This is a genomic window from Amycolatopsis sp. w19, from assembly GCF_051373225.1.
GTDB lineage: Bacteria > Actinomycetota > Actinomycetes > Mycobacteriales > Pseudonocardiaceae > Amycolatopsis > Amycolatopsis japonica.
Map to the genome: position 1 here is coordinate 1 of NZ_JBPQFM010000020.1, position 19,751 is coordinate 19,751.

Genomic DNA, 19,751 nt, shown 5'->3' on the forward strand with positions numbered 1-19,751 from the left:
TCATCCGCTGCCTCAAACGCTACATAGCCCGCGAAATCCACCAAGCCCTCATCGCAGACCTCGCCAACCTCACCCACACCCCTTGACATCAATAGGAGCATCTTTCGCAACCTTCAACGTTGCGAAAGTGGCTTTCGCAACACCGGCGGACGGCACGTTCCGATCACATGGCCGACTCGGAGCCACGCGATCAGTCGCCGTGGCTCCCCTTCCGCATTCAGTCCTCTGAATGCGTGTCGTGCGGGGCACCCCAACTCACGCGTTTAGTCCTCTGAATGCCGGCCGTGCGGGCACCTCACCCCCGCATTGGCGCGTCGCGAAAGCCACTTTCGCGACGTCTGATGTCCCGAAAGTGGCTTTCGCGACACCGGCGGAGCCCACGCGACCCAGCCGCCGCGGCACCCCAACTCACGCGTTTAGTCCTCTGAATGCGGGGCCGGGTAGTCCGGCAGGTCGATGCCGTTCACGACGTCCCGCAGCTTCCGCGCGGCCAGGGCGGCGAACGGCTTCAGCCGCATGACCCGCATCGCCAGGTACCGCATCCGCAAACCCGTCCGCGACTTCGCGAAGATCGACTCCGCGTTCTCCCACCCCAGCTCCTGGGTCTTCTCGACGAACTCGCGCATGACGGCTTCGTAGCGCTTCAGCCCGGTGTCGAGACCGGCGGCGAGTTCCCCGGCGAGCACGTACGCGCCGACGAACGCCAGGCTCGTGCCCTGCCCGGACAGCGGCGAAGGGCAAAAAGCGGCGTCGCCCAGCAGCCCGACACGACCGCGCGACCAGGACTCCATGATCACCTGGGCGCACGAGTCGAAGTAGAAGTCGGGCGCCTCGTCCATCCGGTCCAGCAGCCAGGGCGCCTCCCACTCCATCCCGGCGGCGAACCGGCGGACCAGTGTCTTCTGCGCCTCGACGTCGCGATGGTCGTAGTCGATTTTCGGCGACGCGAACCCGAAGTACGCCATCGCCTCGTCGCCGTCGCGGACGCCGCGGATCCCGGCGGCCCGGCCGACGCCGTCGTAGCCGACGGCCCAGTTCCGCAGGCCGAGCCGGTTCGGCACGGTGAAGAACGCCAGGTACGAGCCCAGATGCCGGACGAACCGGGACTCCTCGCCGAAGGCCAGCGCCCGCACGCCCGAATGCAGCCCGTCCGCCCCGATGACCAGGTCGTACGTCGCCCTCGAACCACTCGCGAAGGTGACGCCGACGCCGTCGGCCCGCTCGTCCAGCGCGGTGATCCGGTCGCCGAAGACGTACTCCGTCCGCTGCCTGGTCGCTTCGTAGAGCACTTCGGTCAGGTCGCCGCGGAGGATCTCGATCTCCGCGACGACGCCGTCGCCGTCGAAGTCGTCGGCGCGGATGGTGGCCTTCGTGCGGTTCTTCCGGTCGACGAGCGTCTCGCCCTTGGTGTCCGTGCAGGCCGCGCGGATGCGTTCGTCCAGCCCCATCCGGCGGGCGACCTCCTTGGCCGTTCCGCGCAGGTCGACGGCCTGGCCGCCGGGGCGCAACGACGGCGCGCGCTCCACGACGGTCACCTGGAAGCCGTACCGGGTCAGCCAGAAGGCCAAGGCCGGTCCGGCGACGCTCGCTCCGGAGATGAGGATCTTGGTGTCAGCCATCGCCTGGAAGGTCCCACGCATCACATCGCGGCGCAAAACGATTTCGTCGTAGGCTGGCGGCATGGCTGTCGTGAAGATCAACGCGATCGAGGTACCCGAAGGCGCAGGCCCCGAGCTGGAGAAGCGGTTCGCCGCGCGGCTGCACGCCGTCGACGATCAGCCCGGTTTCCTCGGCTTCGAGCTGCTCCGCCCGGTCTCCGGCGAGTCGCGCTACTTCGTCTACACCAAGTGGGAGTCCGAAGAGGCGTACCAGGCGTGGGCGTCCGGCCCGGCGCGTGAGGCGCACGCGGGCGAGCGCGCGAAGCCGGTCTCCACGGGTGCGAACCTGCTGGAATTCGAGGTCGTCCAGGCTTCGAAGCCGGGTGAGTGAACTCGAACGAGCCGCGGAACTGATCGACGGCGCCGGCGCGCTGCTCGTCTGCGCCGGTGCCGGGATGGGCGTCGACTCCGGCCTGCCCGATTTCCGGGGCGATGAAGGTTTCTGGAAGGCGTACCCGCCGTACGAGCGGCTGGGCATCAGCTTCGTCGAGCTCGCCGACCCGCGTCATTTCGCCGAGGATCCCAAGCTGGCCTGGGGTTTCTACGGGCACCGGCTCGCGCTGTACCGCGCCACCGTCCCGCACGACGGGTTCCGTCTCCTGTCGTCCTGGGGAGCACGCAAACCGGGCGGCACCCGCGCATTCACGTCCAATGTGGACGGACAGTTCCAGAAGGCGGGTTATCCGCACGTCGCCGAGGCGCACGGCTCCATCCATCACCTGCAGTGCCTCGAAAGGTGCACCAAGGAGATCTGGCCCGCGGACGACGTCGAGGTCCCGATCGACGAAGACACCATGCGCGCGCAGGCCCCGCTGCCGTCCTGCCCACGCTGCGGCGGGCTCGCCCGGCCCAACATCCTGATGTTCGGCGACTACGACTGGCTCGGGCAGCGCAGCCAGGCCCAGCTCGACGAGCTGAACGCGTGGCGCCGCGCGCATCGCGACCTCGTGGTGGTGGAACTCGGCGCCGGACAGGCCGTGCCGACGGTGCGGCGGTACTCGGAGCTGGCCAGCGCCGCGACCGGCGCCCTGGTGCGGATCAACCCGCGTGAACCCGGGATCCGGCACGGTCGCGGTGTCTCCCTCGCGACCAACGGCCTGGAAACCCTCGCAGTGCTGGACGCCCTGCTCAGCTAGGCCGCACCCACAGGTCGCGGTCGCCCTTCAGCACCACACGCCCGTCGTCGAGGGTCATCGCGGCGGTGAGCCGTCCGGCCGGGCAGCCGAGCTCACCGCGCTGCCAGCCTCCCTGCCCGACCCACACCACCGAGCACGACCGATTCGACGTCTTGCCCCGGTTCCACTCGACGCGGTCCCCGAACAGCACGGGCTCACCCGCCTTGCCGACGGTCCCGCCGAGGATCCGGCCATCGCCGAGCGGAGCGATTTCCCAGGCACCGGGCTCGCCGGTCACGACCAGCGCACCGGCCGCGGAACCTCCGGCCAGCAGCCATTTCCCGCCCACCCGGAGCGCGGTGGAGAACCAGACGTCGCTCGCCCGCACCAGCACCTGCGAGACCGTCCAGGTGGCGCCCGCGTCACCAGATGCCCACACCCGGACGTCTCCGCCGAGGGCCGCGGTCACGAGCACCCGGTCGCCGTCGGCGGCGATCGCCGTCGGCGCCCAGTGACCCGGCCTGTCCTGCGGCAACACGATCTCTCGGGTGCCTCCGTCCCCAGATACCCACGCGATCGGGTCCGACCGGCTTTCCCCGGGGAACTCCCGGAAGCCGACGCCGATCGCGGTCCGGCCCGCGCGGGTCAGCGCCACCCCGGTCCGGCCGGGTCCTGGCCGGAACAGCCGCTGGATCTCGGCGACCGGATCCTGGACACCGAAGGCGTTCGCCTCGCCGGGCCGGGCGGCGAAGCCCAGCGCGCTCTTCGCCTCACTCGGCGGCAACTGCCCCGGGACACAGGCCGCGAGCAGCGACAGCGCGAGCACTCCCCAGAGCTTCCTCATGGGCGGGAAGCCTGCCAGCGGAAGGTCACTTTCCGGGCAGCACGATTTCCGCGTAGACGGCGTCGTGATCGCTGCCGGGCGTCTCCAGGACCTTGAAGTCCGCGATGGCCGTCCGTTTGTCCGCCAGCACGTGGTCGATCGCGACCGGCGGCGCGATCCCGTTCGTCCAGGTCCCCTGCAACGCCTTCCCCAGCTCGTCGGCCGCGTCCACGTATCCCCTGGTCAGCAACTCACGGAAGAGCGCGTGGTCCAGGCTCGCGTTGAAGTCGCCCGCCAGGATCCGGATGTCGTGCTCGGCGTCGGCGTACGGCAGGTCCTTGGCCTCGGCGACCCACTCGTGCCGGTCCCACATCGGCGCCGACGGATGGACCGCGACGACCTCGACGCGGACGCCGTCCCCGAGGTCCACGCTCGCACTGGGCTGTTTGTAATCCGAGTCGCCGCTCAGTTTCAACGGCGTGAGCGGGTACTTCGACACCAGCCCGGAGCCGGACGCCCACTCGGCCGGATGCAGCACGTGGTACGGCAGGACCTGGAACAACCCGGCCCGGTCGAGCGCGGTGATCGCCTCGGGGGTCAGCTCGGTCAGGCTCAGGACGTCGACCTGGTGTTCCTTCACGTAGCCGACGATCCTGGCGGGATCCGCCTGGCCGCCGAGCATGTTCGACGCCAGCACGCGGACATGCTTGCCGTCGAGCGCCTTCTGCTCGTTCGCGAAGGCGCGCGGCAGGGCCATGGACGCGAGCGTGCAGGTCAGCACCAGCGCGACGACCGCGGTCCACCAGCGGCGCAGCACCAGCGCGAGAACGCCGAGCACGAGCGTCGCGATCCCGGCGTACGGGGTGAGCGCGAGCGCGGCGATCGTGTACGTGTTGCCGTCGTAGCCGACCAGCCGCAGCCCGGTCAGCACCGCGAACGGCACGACCGCCGCGATGAGGAGCCCGCTGACCAGCTTCCGTCCGGCGCCGGGACGCGCCGCCGGACGAACCGGACGTTCTTCGATCACCATGCCGTCGAGTATGCCGATCAAGCACGCCGGGGCGGCGGTCTCCACAACACCTTCACAACCTCCTCACACGGCGTCTACCAGCGCTTATCAGTCCCTGTCAGCCGCTGCCAGCGCGCTGTGCGCGGTCTGCCAGGCCCGGCGGGCACCTTTGTCCGCGGGGCGAGATCCACAGGAGGCAAGCGATGACTCACGCGATCAGGGCCGAGGGCCTGGTCAAGCACTATGGGGAGACGAAGGCGCTCGACGGGGTCGATCTGGAGGTCCCGGCGGGCAAGGTGGTCGGGGTGCTGGGGCCGAACGGCGCGGGGAAGACGACCGCCGTCCGGATCCTGGCCACCTTGATCCGGCCGGACCGCGGCCACGCGAGCGTCTTCGGGTACGACGTCGTCAAGAACCCGATGGCGGTCCGGAGCATGATCGGGCTGACCGGGCAGTACGCGTCGGTCGACGAGGACCTTTCCGGTACGGAGAACCTCGTCCTGATCGGCAGGCTGCTGGAGTTCTCGAGGGCGGACGCGAAGAAGCGCGCGGCCGATCTGCTGGAGCGGTTCGAGCTGACCGACGCCGCCGGCCGCGCGATCAAGACCTACTCGGGCGGGATGCGGCGGCGGCTCGACCTCGCCGCGAGCCTGGTCGGCCGTCCCAAGGTGCTGTACCTGGACGAGCCGACCACCGGGCTCGACCCGCACGCCCGCAACGAGGTCTGGGCCGTGGTCCGGACGCTGGTCGCCGACGGCACGACGGTGCTGCTCACCACGCAGTACCTGGAGGAGGCCGACCAGCTGGCCGACACGATCACCGTGTTCGACCACGGGCACGTCGTGGCGAACGGGCGAGCCGACGAGCTCAAGCGGCGGACCGGCGGCCAGACGCTGCAGGTGCGGCCGTCCGCGCTCGCCGACCTCGACGCCGTCGAACGCATCCTGGCCGGGCTCACCGGGGTCCGGCCGAACCGGGACGACGACACCGGGCTGCTCACCGCACCCGTCGCCGATCCCGTCCTGCTGTCCACTTTGGTCCGCAAGCTGGACGAAGCCGGGATCACCGCGGACGAGCTGGCGCTGCGGCTGCCCAGCCTCGACGAAGTGTTCCTCGCACTGACCGGCAAGAAGACCGACGAGTCCACAAAGGACGCTACTCCGGAAGGGAGCCTGGTATGACGACCATCGCCGCGCCCGCACCACCACGGCGCGTATCACTGTCGAGCAGCACGCGGCACGGGCTTTCCCTCGCCTGGCGCGGAGTACTGAAGATCCGCAAGAACCCGGAGCAGCTGGCCGACGTCACGCTCGCGCCGATCATCTTCCTGGTCATGTTCGTCTACCTGTTCGGTGGCGCGATCATGGGCAGCACCGAGAGCTACCTCCAGATGATCGTGCCCGGCATCATGGTGTTCAACATCCTGCAGGCCAGCATGACCGTCGGCGTCCAGCTGAACACCGACGTCACCAAGGGTGTGTTCGACCGGTTCCGCGCGATGCCGATCGCGCGGTCCGCGCCGCTGATCGGCGCCGTGCTGGCCGACATCGTGCGGTACCTGGTGTGCCTGGTCGTGCTGATGGTGGTGGCGACGATCATGGGCTACCGGATCCAGACCGGGCCCGCCGAGTTCGCGCTGGCGATCCTGCTCGTCATCGCGTTCGCGCTGTCGTTCTGCTGGGCTTCGGTGTTCGTCGGGATGCTGGTGAAGAGCCCCGGCGCGGTGCAGGGCCTGATGTTCGTGGTGCTGATGCCGCTGACCTTCGGCAGCAACGTGTTCGTGGGGACGAGCACGATGCCCGGCTGGCTGAAGGCGTGGGCCGACATCAGCCCGGTGACCCAGATGTCCGACGTCCTGCGCGGGCTGATGAACGGCGGGCCGATCGCCGGGCCGCTGACCGGGGCATTGATCTGGATGGCGGCCGCGCTCGCGGTCTTCTTCCCGCTCGCCACGTGGGCTTACCGGAAGCGCGTCTGACTCCGGGTCAGGGGGAACGCGCGTGAAGGGCTCCTCGCCACTGCCGGGCGAGGGGCCCTTCTTCACGCGCCCACTTCCTGGAGGGCCCAGGACATCAGGGCGGGGCGGGAAAGCCCGGCATCCTGCGTGAGCAAGGCTTCGTAGCGCTCTTCGCCGAATCGCTCGCGAAGTTCGCCGATCAGGTCCCGGATGGCCGGCTCGCCGAGATCCAGCCTGCCGCGCAGCAGTTTCGCCGCGCCGAGCAGCCGGACGGCGGTCTCGGGGTCGCCCTGCCGGAACCGGATCAGGCCGCAGACCTCGACGATCCGCCCGAGGTCGGCGATGTCGCCGCGCTCCGCGGTGGACTTCACGACGACCGCGGCTCCGCGTTCGGCCGCGGCCAGATCCCCGGCGGCCAGACCGATCTCGGTGTCGATGTACCCGCCGAACTCCTCGCCGAACATGCCCGGCGCCGCGACCAAGGCCATTTTCTCCCGGAATCGGACGGCGGCCTCGCGCGCCTCGTCCACTCGTCCGGCGCGGCAGAGCAGATCGGCCTTGCCCACCAGCACCATCACCGCGAGCTGGGCGTTGCCCGTTTCGTTCGCGTAGCGCTCGGCCTCGATCATCTCGCGTGTCGCCGTGTCCAGATCGCCCGCCCGCGCGTACTCCGTCGCGAGCCGCCAGCGCTGCTGGATCACGTCGTCCTGCGAACCCAGTTCGAGCGCGAGGGCGAGCCCTCGGCGGTACAGCGCGAGCGCGGCTTCGTGATCGCCGGACATCGAGATGTCGCTCGCCTTCATGCCCAGCGCCATCGCCGTGCCCCACCGGTCGCCCAGCGCCAGGAACCCTTCGTAGGCCCGGTCCCTGGCCTGTTCGGCGCCGTCGGGATCACCGTCGTCGGTGAGGACGAAGCTGTGCGCCCACGATCCCGCCGCCCTCGACCACGGATCCTCGCTCGCCAGGGCCCGTTCCACCTCGCGGTGCGCGAGCTTCTTGTCCTGTGAGAAGAAGGCCAGCATGGGCAGGCCGATGGCCAGCCCGGCGAACCGGTTGTACGCGTCGGTCCGCACGCATTCGTCGATGAGCGAGCGGACGGCCTCCGGGTCGCCGACGCCGGGCACCATCGTGGTGATCTCGCGCATCGCCCGGAACGCGGCCGCGAAGTCGTCCTCCAGGCGGTCGCCGAACGTGAGCACTTCGGCGACGAAGGACTCCACCCGGTCGCTGTCGCCCTTGATCAGCCAGTACCAGAACGTGCTGCCGAACAGATGCATCGCCATCTCGACGTCGTCTGCGTCGATGGCCTGGCGGAGCGCGGTCACGATGTTGCCGTGCTCCTCGTCGTACCGGGAGATGGCGACGAGCTGATCCGCCGTCCGCAGCATCGGCTCCAGCCGCTCGGCGAGCTGGGCGTAGTAGCGGTGATAGGCCTTCCTCAGCCGTTCCCGCTCTTCGGCCTCGTCGAGACGTTCCGCCGCGTACGCCCGGATGGTCTCCAGCATGCGGTAGCGCGGCTCGCCGTGCTCACCCGCGATCGCGTCCACAATGGACTTCTCGACGAGCGAGCCGAGGACGTACAGGATGTCCTCGGCGGGCAGGTCTTCGTCGGCGCAGACGCTTTCGACCGCTTCGACCTCGGCACCGCCCCCGAACACCGAAAGCCGTCTGGCGAGCACGCGTTCGGCGTCGTCGAGCAGGTCCCAGCTCCACTCGACGACGGCACGCAGGGTGCGCTGCCTCGGCAGCGCCGTCCGGCTGCCGGAGGTCAGCAGGCGGAACCGGTCGTCGAGACGCTGCGAGATCTGCGCGACGGTCATCGACCGCAGCCGCGCCGCGGCCAGCTCCAGCGCCAGCGGCATCCCGTCCAGCCTGCGGCAGATCTGCGCGACGTCGTCCACTGTGGACTCGTCGAGCCGGAAGTCCGGGCGCACGGCCGCCGCCCGGTCGACGAACAACCGGATCGCGCCCGCCTCGGCCGCCTGGGAAACCGTCGGCGTGCCCTCCGGGACGGACAGCGGACCGAGCGGGCACAGCGTCTCGCCGTCGATGGCCAGCGCCTCCCGGCTCGTCGCGAGGACACGCAAGGTCGGCACCCGCCGCAGCAGGGTGTTCGTCAGCTCCGCCGCCGCGTCGACCAGATGCTCGCAGTTGTCCAGCACCAGCACCGCTTCACCGGCACCGAGCGTCTCCACGACCCTGGCCAGCGCGTCCGCCGGGCGGCGCATCGGATCGCCGGCGTGCGAAAGCCCGAGATCCCACAGCTCCAGCGCCGCGAAGACCGCGCCGGGCAGGTCGCCGGGGTCGCGGACGCCGGCGAGCGGCACGAACCAGACACGTCCGCGCGCGTGCGCCGGATGTCGCGTCGCGACCTCCGTGGCCAGCCGCGTCTTCCCGGCGCCGCCGGGCCCGACGAGCGTCACCAGCCGCGCACCGGCGAGGAGTTCGGCGATCAGCTTCAACTCGTCGTCACGGCCGACGAAACTGGTCAGCCGCACCGGCAGATGATCGGCGGGCGCGGGTGGCGGGCCGAGTTCACCGCGCAGCGCCGCGAGATGGATCTCCTGGAGTTCGGCCGAGGGGTCGACGCCGAGCTGATCGGCCAGCGCCGCCCGGACCTCCTCGTAGACCGCGAGCGCGTCGGACTGGCGATCGGCCGCGCACAGCGCCCGGATCCACAGCCCGGCGAGCCGTTCGCGCAGCGGATACCGCGCGGCGGCCTCCTTGAGATCCGCCAGCACCCGGTCATGCCCGCCTTGCCGGATCTCCGCTTCGAAACGGTCTTCAGCGGCTTCGAGGCGCAGATCCTCCAGGCGGGTCGCCGGTGCCTGCGCGAAAGGAGCGTCGAGGACGTCGAACAGCGCTTGACCACGCCAAAGACCGAGCGCCTCGGCGAGGATCGCGGCCGCACCGGCGTCCCGGCCCGCCGCGAGTTCCGCGCGTCCCTCCGCCGCCAGCCGCTCGAAGCGGCACACGTCGACGTCCTCGCGGGCGACGTCCAGCCGATAACCGCCCGGGCCCGAGTCGAGGGCGACGCCTTCGGCGCGCAGGACCTTGCGCAGCCGCGAGACGAGGGATTGCAGTGCGTTCGCCGCGTCGGCGGGCGGCTCCGCGCCCCAAAGACCGTCGACGAGGGACGTCGCCGGGACGGCGCGGCCGGGCTCCAGCGCGAGCCTGGCCAAGAGCATGCGGAGGCGGGCACCGCCGATGTCGACCGGGGTGCCGTCACCGGCCTCCGCTCCGACCGGGCCCAGCAGCGTCACACGCACGGACCCCAGCTTTCCAGAAGCCGCAAACGCATACCCCAGACAGGCGACGGAAGTGGGGATTATCCGGGCACGAGGGAGCTTTCCGGGCGGACGGCCGAGGTCACGGCGCTACGTTCGAGGCCAAGTCACAGCCGATCGACTGGGAGCGTGAATGAGGTACCGGAGTGCGGCCGTCATCGCCGCCGTTCTGGCCGCGAGTGTCCTCGGCGGCGGGACCGCCCTCGCCGACACCGGGAAACCCGGCGCCGACGGCGCGGGCGACAGCTACTACCCGCAGGACGGCAACGGCGGCTACGACGTCGGCGACTACAACCTGAAAATCGGCTACGAGCCCGCCACCAAGCAGCTCACCGGCCTGCAGACGATCACCGGACGGACCACGCAGGCGCTGAGCTCGTTCAACCTCGACCTGCACGGGCTGACCGTCGATTCGGTCAAGGTCAACGGGCGGAAGGCGTCCTTCACCCGCACCGGCGACCACGAACTCGTGATCACCCCGGCGCGTCCGCTGCGGAACCACGAGCGGTTCACCGCCGAAATCGCGTATCACGGTGTCCCGCAGCCGATCGAGGATCCGGCGCTGGGCGAGAACGGCTGGCAGTACGCGAAATCCGGCGGCGCGTTCGTCGCGGGCGAGCCGAAATCCGCGACCACCTGGTACCCGGTCAACGACACCCCGCGCGACAAGGCGACCTTCCACCTCGCCGTCACCGTGCCCTCGGAATGGGGCGTCATCTCGAACGGCCGCGAGCGCGGGCACTTCGCCGACGGGCCGAAGACCACCTACGTCTGGGCCGAAGAGACCCCGGCCGTGCCGTACATGACGACGGTCGCGATCGACAAATGGGAGTTCGAGCGGACGAAGCTGTCCGACGGCACCCCGGTCGTCAACGCCTACGCCCCCGGCACCCCCGCGTCGACCAAACAGGCCGAGGCGCGGCTGCCGGAGATCATCGACTTCCTGGCGTCGAAGTTCGGGCGCTACCCGGTGGACGCGGCGGGCGGCATCTTCCTCGCAGAGCCGATCGGGTTCTCGCTGGAGACGCTGAGCAGGCCGATCTACTCGGGCGCGGCGGGCAACATCCCGACGATCGTGCACGAGAACGCCCACCAGTGGTGGGGCGACTCGGTCGCCGTCGACAAGTGGAAGGACGTCTGCCTCAACGAATGCTTCGCGTCGTACGCGGAATGGCTGTGGTCCGAGGCGAAGTCGGGCCAGGACCTCAAGGCGCGTTACCTGAACGCCGTGCAGAAGGCGACGGACCGTTTCTGGGCGGGGAAGCTGTACGACATGGGGCCCGGTAACGAGTTCACGTACGTGTACTCGAAGGGCCCGGCGGCGTTGCACGCGTTGAAGAACTACATCGGCGCGGCGCCGTTCGACCGCATCCTCAAGACGTGGCCCGCCATCCACCGCGACGGCAACGCGAGCCTGCCGGAGTTCCAGAAGTTCGCCGAGCGCGTCGCGCACAAGAACCTTCAGGGCTTCTTCGACGCGTGGTTCTACGGCAACACCAAGCCGGCGCCCGAGTACCTCTACCCGGGGGACCTCAAGCCCGCCACCTGAGCTGCGTCACACGTTAGGGTGAGGGCATGACGTCTGTGCTCCTCACCGGTTTCGAACCGTTCGGCGGTGAGCGGGTGAATCCGTCGTGGCAGGCGGTTTCCCTGCTCACCGGCCGTCGGAACGACACCGTGGCCGTCGAACTGCCGTGCGTCTTCTCGCGTTCGCTGGTCACCTTGCGCGACGCGATCGACGAGTACCGCCCGGATCTGGTGATCTGCGTCGGCCAGGCGGGCGGCCGCCCCGACGTCACCCCGGAGCGGGTCGCGATCAACCTGATCGACGCGCGCATCCCGGACAACGCGGGCTCGCAGCCCGTCGACGTCCCGGTGATCCCCGGCGGGCCCAACGCGTACTTCACCACCTTGCCGGTGAAGGCCTGTGTCACGGGGATCAAGGACGCGGGGCTGCCGGCGTCGGTCTCGCACACCGCCGGGACGTACGTGTGCAACCAGGTCTTCTACGGCCTGATGCACTTGCTGGACAACGATTTCCCCGGGGTACGCGGTGGTTTCGTGCACGTGCCGTACACCCCGGAGCAGGCCGCGCGGACCACCGCGCCGAGCCTGGCCGTGCACCGTGCCGCCGAGGCGCTGGAGATCATCGTGGACACCGCGCTTTCGGTGACCGAAGACCTTTCGACACCGGCGGGCACCCTGCACTGATCAAGGTTTGAGCTGTGCGGTGAAGAACTCGACCATCTCCGCGGTCGTCCGCGCGGTGCCGTCGCTGCGGGTCGAGACGAGCATCGCGCTCAAGGGCGCGTCTTCGGTCCCGAAGAGCACGATGCCGCTTCGCGCGCCTACGCCCGCCACGTAGCGCCCTCGGAGGCCGTCGGCCGCCCAGGTGCCCTCCGCGGGCTTGCCCTTGGTCATCCGCTGCCGGACGCCGTCCTCCAGGCCGGTCATCGCGACGCCCTGGTAGTAGTTGATCGCGTTCGATCCTTTGGCGTCCTTGAACACGCAGGTGACCGCCGACGACGCACCCACCGTGGCGGCCGCGTCCGGTGCGTCCCGGCACTCGTCCCGCTGCGGGATGACGGCGGCGATCCGGCGGAGACAGTCCGTGAACCCCTGCGCGTCCTTCGCCCCGGACTGATCGCAGCTCACCGGTTTCTCCGGGGCCGGTGCCGCGACCGGCTCGTCCTCGCCGCCGGTGAGCAGGACGATCGTCGTCACGATCGCCGCGAGGGCTAGCGCGACGACACCGTAGGTCGCGGGCTTCTGCCAGTTCCGGCCGGGCGGTGGCGTGGGCGGCGTCCAGCGCGGCGGCTGCGGACGCCGCGCAGGCGGAGGCTGTTGCTGAACCGGCTGCTGGACGGGCTGTGGCCGCACCGGCGCGAAAGCGGGCACGGTCAGCTGGGAATCCTCGCCACCGGTGGGCACGTGATGCAGCCCGAACGCGACCGCCGTCTCCGGCTGGTCCTGCGTGGTCGGCGCGATCCGGAGCTGGTTCGCCAGCAGGCTCGCCAGCAACGGCATCCGGCTCGGCCCGCCGACGAGGTAGACGCCGCCGAGCCGGTCCGGGGTCAGCCCGGCGCGATGGATCGTGGTGGCCAGGAGTTCGCCGCTGCGCAGGAAACTCGGCCGGACGAGCGCTTCGAGCTCCATCCGTGTCACCCGCACGTCGCCGAACGGCTCCGGCATCGGGATCTCGGTCTGCTGGTGGCGGGAGAGGCTTTCCTTGGCGTCACGGACATCCTGCAGCAACGACCGGCGCGTCCGGCGGTCGCTGACCGTCTGCGGGCGCAGGATCCGTTGCCAGTGCGCGGGATCGGAATGCGACACCTCGCGGCCGATGTGCACCAGCAGCGCCTGGTCGATGTCGAGACTGCCGAGATCGGGCAGCCCGTCCTCGGCGAGCACGGCGAACCCCTGCGCGCTCACGCCGACGACGGCGCAGTCGAAGGTGCCGGCCCCGAGGTCGTACACCGCGATCGGACCGGGCGGGCGCCTGCCGTTGTTGAGCGAGGCGTAATGCGCGGCGGCCGCGACCGGCTCGGGAATGAGCACCGTGGTGGGGAATCCGGCCTTGAGCGCGGCGTCGCGGAGGATCTGCTTGCGATCCGGGCCCCAGCCGGCAGGATGCGAAATGCGCACCTGCGCGGGCATCCGCTGAAGGAGCAGCTCGGCCTCTTCGCCGACGCGGCGCAGGACCGCGGCGAAGGCGTCGGCGATGGGAAGCGAGACGTCACCGAGCTGGAGAGCGCCCTCGTCGATGCGCCGCTTCGGATTCGCCTCGAACCGGCTCGGATCCAGCCGGGCCCGGCGTTCGGCGTCGCGGCCGACGAAGACCGTGCCGTCCTTGTCCGCGTAGATCGCGGACGACATCGTCACCGACCCGTCGATCTCGACGACCTGCGTCCCCCTGCCGTGGATCGAAAGCACCCCCACCGTGCTGGAGGTACCGAAATCGATCGCCAGAACGTCCACCTGACCCCCTCCCGGACCCGAAGGCATCGTCTCACGCCCCCCGATCACGCGAGTTCCGCCTCCAATCACGCGAGTCCCGCGCCCAATCACGCGTGTCGTCCGCCCAATCACGCGTGTCGTCCATCCGCACACGAATGGCGTCCGTACGGAAAGACGGAACTCGCGTGACGGAACACGGAACGCGCGTGATCGGAGGCGGAACTCGCGTGCTTGAACGGCGAACTCGCGTGGTTGGGGGCGGAACTCACGTGATTGGGCGGACGACACACCGAACCGAAACGCGGAAGTGCCCGTCGCGGCGAACCGCGACGGGCACTTCCGGAGCAGAGAGGCGTTACTCGCCCTCGGCTTCACCGTTCTCTTCAGTCGAGCCGGCACCGATGCTCACCGGCGGGGCGTCCGGGACCGACGAGGGGCGGGCTTCGCCACGGAAGACGAAGTGCGCCTTGTCGTCCTTCTCGCCCTCTTCGTCGTTCCAGCCTTCGACGTCGACCAGGATGATCTGCCCGGCCTGGACCTCGCCGAACAGGATCTTCTCCGACAGCTGGTCCTCGATCTCGCGCTGGATCGTGCGACGCAGCGGCCGCGCGCCCAGCACCGGGTCGAAGCCGCGCTTGGCGAGCAGCGACTTGGCCTTGGGCGTGAGCTCCAGCTCCATGTCCTTGGCCTTGAGCTGCGTCTCGACCCGGGCGATCATGAGATCGACCATCTCGATGATCTGTTCCTTGGTCAGCTGGTGGAAGACGATGATGTCGTCGATCCGGTTCAGGAACTCCGGCCGGAAATGCTTCTTCATCTCCTCGTTGACCTTTTGCTTCATCTTCTCGTACCGGTTGGTGCTGTCACCGCCGGACGAGAACCCGAGCGAAACGGACTTGGAGATGTCCGAGGTACCCAGGTTCGAGGTGAAGATGAGCACGGTGTTCTTGAAGTCGACCGTACGACCCTGACCGTCGGTGAGACGGCCGTCTTCGAGGACCTGCAGGAGCGTGTTGTAGATCTCCTGGTGGGCCTTCTCGATCTCGTCGAACAGCACCACCGAGAACGGCTTGCGCCGCACCTTCTCGGTCAGCTGGCCGCCCTCTTCGTAGCCGACGTAGCCCGGAGGGGCACCGAAGAGCCGCGAAGCGGTGTAGCGGTCGTGGAACTCGCCCATGTCGATCTGGATGAGCGCGTCGTCCTCGCCGAACAGGAACGCCGCGAGCGCCTTGGACAGCTCGGTCTTACCGACACCGGACGGGCCGGCGAAGATGAACGAGCCGGAGGGGCGCTTCGGGTCCTTCAGGCCGGCACGGGTGCGGCGGATCGCCTGGGAGACGGCCTTGACCGCGTCCTCCTGGCCGATGATCCGCTTGTGCAGCTCCTCCTCCATGCGGAGCAGACGCGTGGTCTCCTCCTCGGTGAGCTTGAACACCGGGATACCGGTCCAGTTGGCGAGGACCTCGGCGATCTGCTCCTCGTCGACCTCGGCGACGACGTCGAGGTCGCCGTCCTTCCACTGCTTCTCCCGCTCGCCCTTCTGGCCGAGGAGGGTCTTCTCCTCGTCGCGGAGGCGGGCGGCGCGCTCGAAGTCCTGCGCGTCTATCGCGGACTCCTTGTCCCTGCGCACGTCGGCGATCTTCTCGTCGAACTCGCGCAGGTCCGGCGGCGCGGTCATGCGGCGGATGCGCATCCGGGCGCCGGCCTCGTCGATCAGGTCGATCGCCTTGTCCGGCAGGAAGCGGTCGTTGATGTAGCGGTCCGCGAGGGTCGCCGCCTGCACCAGCGCGCCGTCGGTGATCGAGACGCGGTGGTGCGCCTCGTACCGGTCACGCAGACCCTTCAGGATCTCGATCGTGTGCTCGAGCGACGGCTCGCCGACCTGGATCGGCTGGAAGCGGCGCTCCAGCGCGGCGTCCTTCTCGATGTACTTGCGGTACTCCTCGAGCGTGGTCGCGCCGATCGTCTGCAGCTCGCCACGGGCCAGCATCGGCTTCAGGATCGACGCGGCGTCGATCGCGCCCTCGGCGGCACCCGCGCCGACGAGCGTGTGCAGCTCGTCGATGAACAGGATGATGTCGCCGCGGGTCTTGATCTCCTTGAGCACCTTCTTCAGGCGCTCTTCGAAGTCACCGCGGTACCGGGAACCGGCGACCAGGGAGCCGAGGTCGAGGGTGTAGAGCTGCTTGTCCTTCAGCGTCTCCGGGACCTCGCCCTTGACGATGTTCTGCGCGAGCCCTTCGACGACGGCGGTCTTGCCGACGCCGGGCTCGCCGATGAGGACCGGGTTGTTCTTGGTGCGCCGCGACAGCACCTGCATGACCCGCTCGATCTCTTTGCCCCGGCCGATGACCGGGTCGAGCTTGCCTTCGCGGGCCTGCACGGTCAGGTTGCGGCCGAACTGGTCGAGCACCAGCGACGACGACGGGGTGCCTTCACCGCGTCCGGAGCCGGTCTCGGTCGACTCCTTGCCACCCTGGTAGCCCGACAGCAGCTGCAGGACCTGCTGACGCACCCGGTTGAGGTCCGCGCCGAGCTTGACGAGCACCTGTGCGGCGACGCCTTCTCCCTCGCGGATCAGCCCGAGCAGGATGTGCTCGGTGCCGATGTAGTTGTGGCCGAGCTGCAGCGCTTCGCGCAGCGACAGCTCAAGCACCTTCTTGGCCCGCGGGGTGAAGGGGATGTGCCCGCTCGGGGCCTGCTGCCCCTGGCCGATGATCTCCTCGACCTGCTGGCGGACGCCCTCCAGCGCGATGCCCAGCGATTCCAGCGCCTTGGCGGCGACACCTTCACCCTCGTGGATCAGACCCAGGAGGATGTGCTCGGTGCCGATGTAGTTGTGGTTGAGCATCCTGGCCTCTTCTTGGGCCAGGACGACCACCCGCCTCGCGCGGTCGGTGAACCTCTCAAACATGTGCACTCCCTCGACTGCTGCGACGGCGGCCCGTTTCCATCGTGCTTTCACCGCGATGGATTCAGCACCGTGAGACCACTCTAGTAGCCATGCGGTCGCGCTGGCGTACCACTACGGCTGATTGCGGCCCGTTCGCGCCCAGGCCGTTCTCCGGCCGTGCGCTCTTTCATCTTCCGGTTGCCCTGCACCTTTACGTCAAGCCCAACGTGCGAACACGCGTCCGGATTCCGCCGGACGAGGGTTGTCCGCTGAGCGCGAACACGGGCTCCGCCCAGTGGATGGACACCCGTCCGGAGTAGTCACGGACGGTATGTAAGGTTAGGCGTACCTAATGACGGGAGGCCGGTGTGTCGTATCCCCGCACGCTCGTGTCGCCGGAGGACGGGCTCCGCGCCTCCCTGTCGAGGATGCCCGAAGACGCCCGGCTCCGCGCGGACGTGCCGGAGGACGAGCCGGGCTGGGTCCGCTGCGGCGACCTGCTCGGCGAACCGGCCCGGCTCGTGCGCTGGCGGGAGCGGCTCACCGGCTGGCTCGCCGAGACGTATCCGGAGGCGGCGGCGATCCCCGAACGGACCCCGGCGAGCTGGATCCTCTCCTGGTACCTGCACGTCCCGGCCCTGGCCGGCGCGATGCTGCTCCATCACGAGCGCCGCGTCCCCTCGCTGGCGCCGTCCGCGCTGGCGTTCCGGATCGGCGCCGACCGGCCCCATCCCGATTCGGTCGCCGTCCTCGGCGACGGCTTCCACTGCCTGCCCACGGACCCGGGCTCGGCACATCCCAGGGCCGTCGTGGTCCCGGACGAGCGAGCGCTGGCGACCGTCCTGCGGGGCCGGTACGTCGCGCACGCGAGCCGGTTCATCGACGTCTACGGCCCGCTGACGAGGCTCGGGCGACGTCAGTTGTGGGCCGCCGCCACAGACGCGCTCGACAACGCGCTGTGGTCGGCGGGGCGGCTGGGCGGGACTCCGGAGGCCGAGGGCGCCGGGGTCGCGGACGCCGCCCTGGTCCTCGAAGCGCGGTTCCCGCCGCTGACGTCCGCGTCGAAGCTGATGCTGACATCGGGAGCCGACGGACGCCGCGAGTGGACGCGAAACCGCGAAGGCTGCTGTTACAACTATCTGCTTCCCGCGGAATCGGAATGCGGAGGTTGTCCGCGAACCCGCTAACGGGTCCAGCCGGGGTTTCGCCCCGTCGCGCCCAAAGCGCGTTCGAACGTCGTCGCACCTTCCGCGACGGACACTTCTTCCCCGTACATCTTCATCGCCCGGGCCTGTTCGCCCATAGCCGCGGCGGACGCCAAGACGGCTTCGGCCACTTCGGGTGCGACGTCGAGCGAGCGGCCGGTCGCCTTCGCCAGGTCCCAGCCGTGGAAGACGAACTCGCCGAGCACCATGTCGCCGACGAACGAGGACGGCATTTCCGCCGTGCCGAGCGCCGTCGTGCCCTGCCACGCTTCGGGCGTCCCGAAGACGTCCACGAGCCGCGCGGTCTGCTTCTCGATGGCATTGAGCCATTCGCCGTCGGCGAGGCCCGCTTCGGCCTCACCGACGGACATCTCGGGCGGTGCAGTCTTGCTCCCGGCGGCTTCGAGCCAAGGACCCCAGTAGAGAAGGTGGTTCAGCAACGCGCGGACGTCGTACTCGGCGCACGGCGTGCGGGCGGAGAGGTCGGTTTCGCCGATCCCGCGCAGGATTCCGGTGAACTCCGCGGCGGCGGGGGCGATCAGGGTGGCGTATTCGGACATGAGGCCATGAGTTCACGGGGACCCGCGCGCTGTCTTGAAGAAACGCGACACGGCTAAGTTGATCCGGTGAGCGGGCACCGGATCCCGGCGGGGATCGTCAACGCGCGGGCGGCGAAGTTCAGCCTCGTCCGGCATCCGCCCTCGCCGGAACTGCGCCCGTACGTCGATCATCACTGGGTGCTGCGATGGGATCTGCGCGGCAGACCGGGCGAGGAACAGGCGGTTTTGCCCAATCTCGCGGTGAACGTCACGTTCTTCCGCCTCGCGGCCGGCGCGTTCGGGCCGGGGAAACGGCCTTTCCGCTACCTCGTCGAGGGCACGGACCACGGTATCGGCGTGCGATTCCGCCCCGGGGCATTCCGGGCATTCCTCGGCGGTCCGGTCTCGATGATCTCCGGCGGTTCCGTTCCGCTCACCGATCTCTTCCCCGGCGCCGGAGGAGTGACGGAATCGGTACGGAATGCGACGGACGACTTCGAAATGGTCCGTGCCGCGGAGGAACTGCTCCTCGCGAAACGCCCCGTGCTCACCGCCGCGGCCGTGACGGCCATCGAAGCGGTGGAAACAATCGCGGCCGAGCCGTTCATTACCCGGGTCGCCGAGCTGTCAAGCCGGACGGGCCTGTCTCAACGAAGCCTGCAACGCCTGTTCGCCGAACATGTCGGCACCGCCCCCAAATGGGCGATTCAGGTATACCGATTGAACGAAGCGGCGGCACGGATCGCTGCCGAGGAACGGCCGGACTACGCGGAACTGGCGTTCACGCTGGGCTATAGCGACCAAGCGCACTTCACCCGGGATTTCCGCTCCGTGACCGGATGGGCGCCCACCGAGTACGCCCGCTTGAACCGTGTACAAGAACAAGAAAGCCGCCGGGAAAGGTTTCCCGGCGGCCGTCTGGTCTGAAAGACCTCAGTTCTTCTTGTGGTAGGCCTCCACGACCTCGGACGGGATACGTCCACGGTCGGAAACCTGGAAGCCGTTCTTGCGGGCCCAGGCGCGAATGGCCTGGTTCTGCTCGCGGTCCACGGTCGCGGGACGGGCGGCGGCCTTCACGCCGGCGACCGGACGAATGGCGGTGCGCTTACGGCCACCCGCGCGACGGGCGTGCTCCACATACTGGGCCAGCGCGTCACGAAGCTCTTCCGCGTTTTCCGCGGAAAGGTCGATCTGGTAGCTCACACCGTCCAAACCGAACTCGACGGTCTCTTCCGCCTCAGTGCCGTCGAGGTCGTCGACGAGCGAGACGAGCACCTTCTGTGCCATCTGTTTCCTCCTGCTGGGGGC

16 protein-coding genes are annotated in these 19,751 nt (G+C 69.3%); 8 read left to right on the plus strand and 8 right to left on the minus strand.

Going from position 1 to position 19,751, the window contains the following annotated elements; translation table 11 throughout:
* Positions 1-416: 416 nt before the first annotated feature.
* Positions 417-1,619, minus strand: coding sequence for an FAD-dependent monooxygenase (locus ACSMFO_RS30955; protein WP_436461452.1), 1,203 nt, complete (start codon positions 1,617-1,619; stop codon positions 417-419).
* Between the two features lie 61 nt (positions 1,620-1,680).
* Here ACSMFO_RS30955 and ACSMFO_RS30960 point away from each other — a divergent pair, with 61 nt between their 5' ends.
* Together ACSMFO_RS30960 and ACSMFO_RS30965 are read left to right on the plus strand one after the other, a co-directional pair.
* The gene (locus tag ACSMFO_RS30960) at positions 1,681-1,989 is read left to right on the plus strand and encodes an antibiotic biosynthesis monooxygenase family protein (RefSeq protein ID WP_038520818.1); all 309 of its coding nucleotides are present in this window, start codon (positions 1,681-1,683) and stop codon (positions 1,987-1,989) included.
* On the plus strand, positions 1,982-2,794 hold the full coding sequence (locus ACSMFO_RS30965) for an SIR2 family NAD-dependent protein deacylase (protein WP_436461453.1): 813 nt from the start codon (positions 1,982-1,984) through the stop codon (positions 2,792-2,794). Before ACSMFO_RS30960 ends, ACSMFO_RS30965 begins: the two co-directional genes overlap by 8 nt.
* Here ACSMFO_RS30965 and ACSMFO_RS30970 read toward each other — a convergent pair.
* Complete coding sequence (locus tag ACSMFO_RS30970; protein ID WP_436461454.1) at positions 2,787-3,617, minus strand: hypothetical protein; 831 nt, start codon at positions 3,615-3,617, stop codon at positions 2,787-2,789. The genes ACSMFO_RS30965 and ACSMFO_RS30970 overlap by 8 nt on opposite strands.
* Positions 3,618-3,642: 25 nt before the next feature.
* On the minus strand, positions 3,643-4,671 hold the full coding sequence (locus ACSMFO_RS30975; RefSeq protein ID WP_436461455.1) for an endonuclease/exonuclease/phosphatase family protein: 1,029 nt from the start codon (positions 4,669-4,671) through the stop codon (positions 3,643-3,645).
* Between the two features lie 137 nt (positions 4,672-4,808).
* Between ACSMFO_RS30975 and ACSMFO_RS30980 the strand changes: the two genes are divergently transcribed.
* Both ACSMFO_RS30980 and ACSMFO_RS30985 read left to right on the plus strand, forming a co-directional pair.
* On the plus strand, positions 4,809-5,786 hold the full coding sequence (locus tag ACSMFO_RS30980) for a daunorubicin resistance protein DrrA family ABC transporter ATP-binding protein (protein ID WP_038520829.1): 978 nt from the start codon (positions 4,809-4,811) through the stop codon (positions 5,784-5,786).
* The gene (locus ACSMFO_RS30985) at positions 5,783-6,583 is read left to right on the plus strand and encodes an ABC transporter permease (RefSeq protein WP_038520832.1); all 801 of its coding nucleotides are present in this window, start codon (positions 5,783-5,785) and stop codon (positions 6,581-6,583) included. The genes ACSMFO_RS30980 and ACSMFO_RS30985 overlap by 4 nt, the downstream gene beginning before the upstream one ends.
* A 62-nt stretch (positions 6,584-6,645) precedes the next feature.
* Here ACSMFO_RS30985 and ACSMFO_RS30990 read toward each other — a convergent pair whose 3' ends face one another.
* A complete protein-coding gene (locus tag ACSMFO_RS30990; RefSeq protein WP_436461456.1) occupies positions 6,646-9,831 on the minus strand; it encodes a BTAD domain-containing putative transcriptional regulator in 3,186 nt (1,061 codons plus the stop codon).
* A gap of 151 nt (positions 9,832-9,982) precedes the next feature.
* Between ACSMFO_RS30990 and ACSMFO_RS30995 the strand changes: the two genes are divergently transcribed.
* Both ACSMFO_RS30995 and pcp read left to right on the plus strand, forming a co-directional pair.
* Entirely contained in the window at positions 9,983-11,398 is a 1,416-nt protein-coding gene (locus ACSMFO_RS30995; protein WP_436461457.1) for a M1 family metallopeptidase, read from the plus strand.
* A gap of 26 nt (positions 11,399-11,424) precedes the next feature.
* A complete protein-coding gene (gene pcp, locus ACSMFO_RS31000) occupies positions 11,425-12,060 on the plus strand; it encodes a pyroglutamyl-peptidase I (protein WP_073845581.1) in 636 nt (211 codons plus the stop codon).
* Here pcp and ACSMFO_RS31005 read toward each other — a convergent pair whose 3' ends face one another.
* Entirely contained in the window at positions 12,061-13,827 is a 1,767-nt protein-coding gene (locus ACSMFO_RS31005; protein WP_436461458.1) for an Hsp70 family protein, read from the minus strand. It abuts the gene before it with no gap.
* 334 nt (positions 13,828-14,161) lie between these two features.
* Positions 14,162-16,720 (minus strand): ATP-dependent Clp protease ATP-binding subunit, encoded by a 2,559-nt coding sequence (locus tag ACSMFO_RS31010; protein ID WP_038520844.1) that lies wholly within the window; start codon positions 16,718-16,720, stop codon positions 14,162-14,164.
* A 407-nt stretch (positions 16,721-17,127) separates the two neighbouring features.
* Here ACSMFO_RS31010 and ACSMFO_RS31015 point away from each other — a divergent pair, with 407 nt between their 5' ends.
* Positions 17,128-17,886, plus strand: a complete 759-nt coding sequence (locus tag ACSMFO_RS31015; RefSeq protein ID WP_436461528.1) for a (2Fe-2S)-binding protein — start codon at positions 17,128-17,130, stop codon at positions 17,884-17,886.
* Here ACSMFO_RS31015 and ACSMFO_RS31020 read toward each other — a convergent pair.
* A complete protein-coding gene (locus ACSMFO_RS31020) occupies positions 17,883-18,464 on the minus strand; it encodes a TIGR03086 family metal-binding protein (protein ID WP_436461459.1) in 582 nt (193 codons plus the stop codon). The genes ACSMFO_RS31015 and ACSMFO_RS31020 overlap by 4 nt on opposite strands.
* A gap of 66 nt (positions 18,465-18,530) precedes the next feature.
* Between ACSMFO_RS31020 and ACSMFO_RS31025 the strand changes: the two genes are divergently transcribed.
* Complete coding sequence (locus ACSMFO_RS31025; protein ID WP_436461460.1) at positions 18,531-19,370, plus strand: AraC family transcriptional regulator; 840 nt, start codon at positions 18,531-18,533, stop codon at positions 19,368-19,370.
* A 6-nt stretch (positions 19,371-19,376) separates the two neighbouring features.
* On the opposite strand, the gene ACSMFO_RS31030 is transcribed toward ACSMFO_RS31025, so the two are convergent.
* Positions 19,377-19,730: a histone-like nucleoid-structuring protein Lsr2 gene (locus ACSMFO_RS31030; protein ID WP_005165380.1), complete on the minus strand. Its 354-nt coding sequence runs from the start codon at positions 19,728-19,730 to the stop codon at positions 19,377-19,379.
* Between the last annotated feature and the right edge of the window lie 21 nt (positions 19,731-19,751).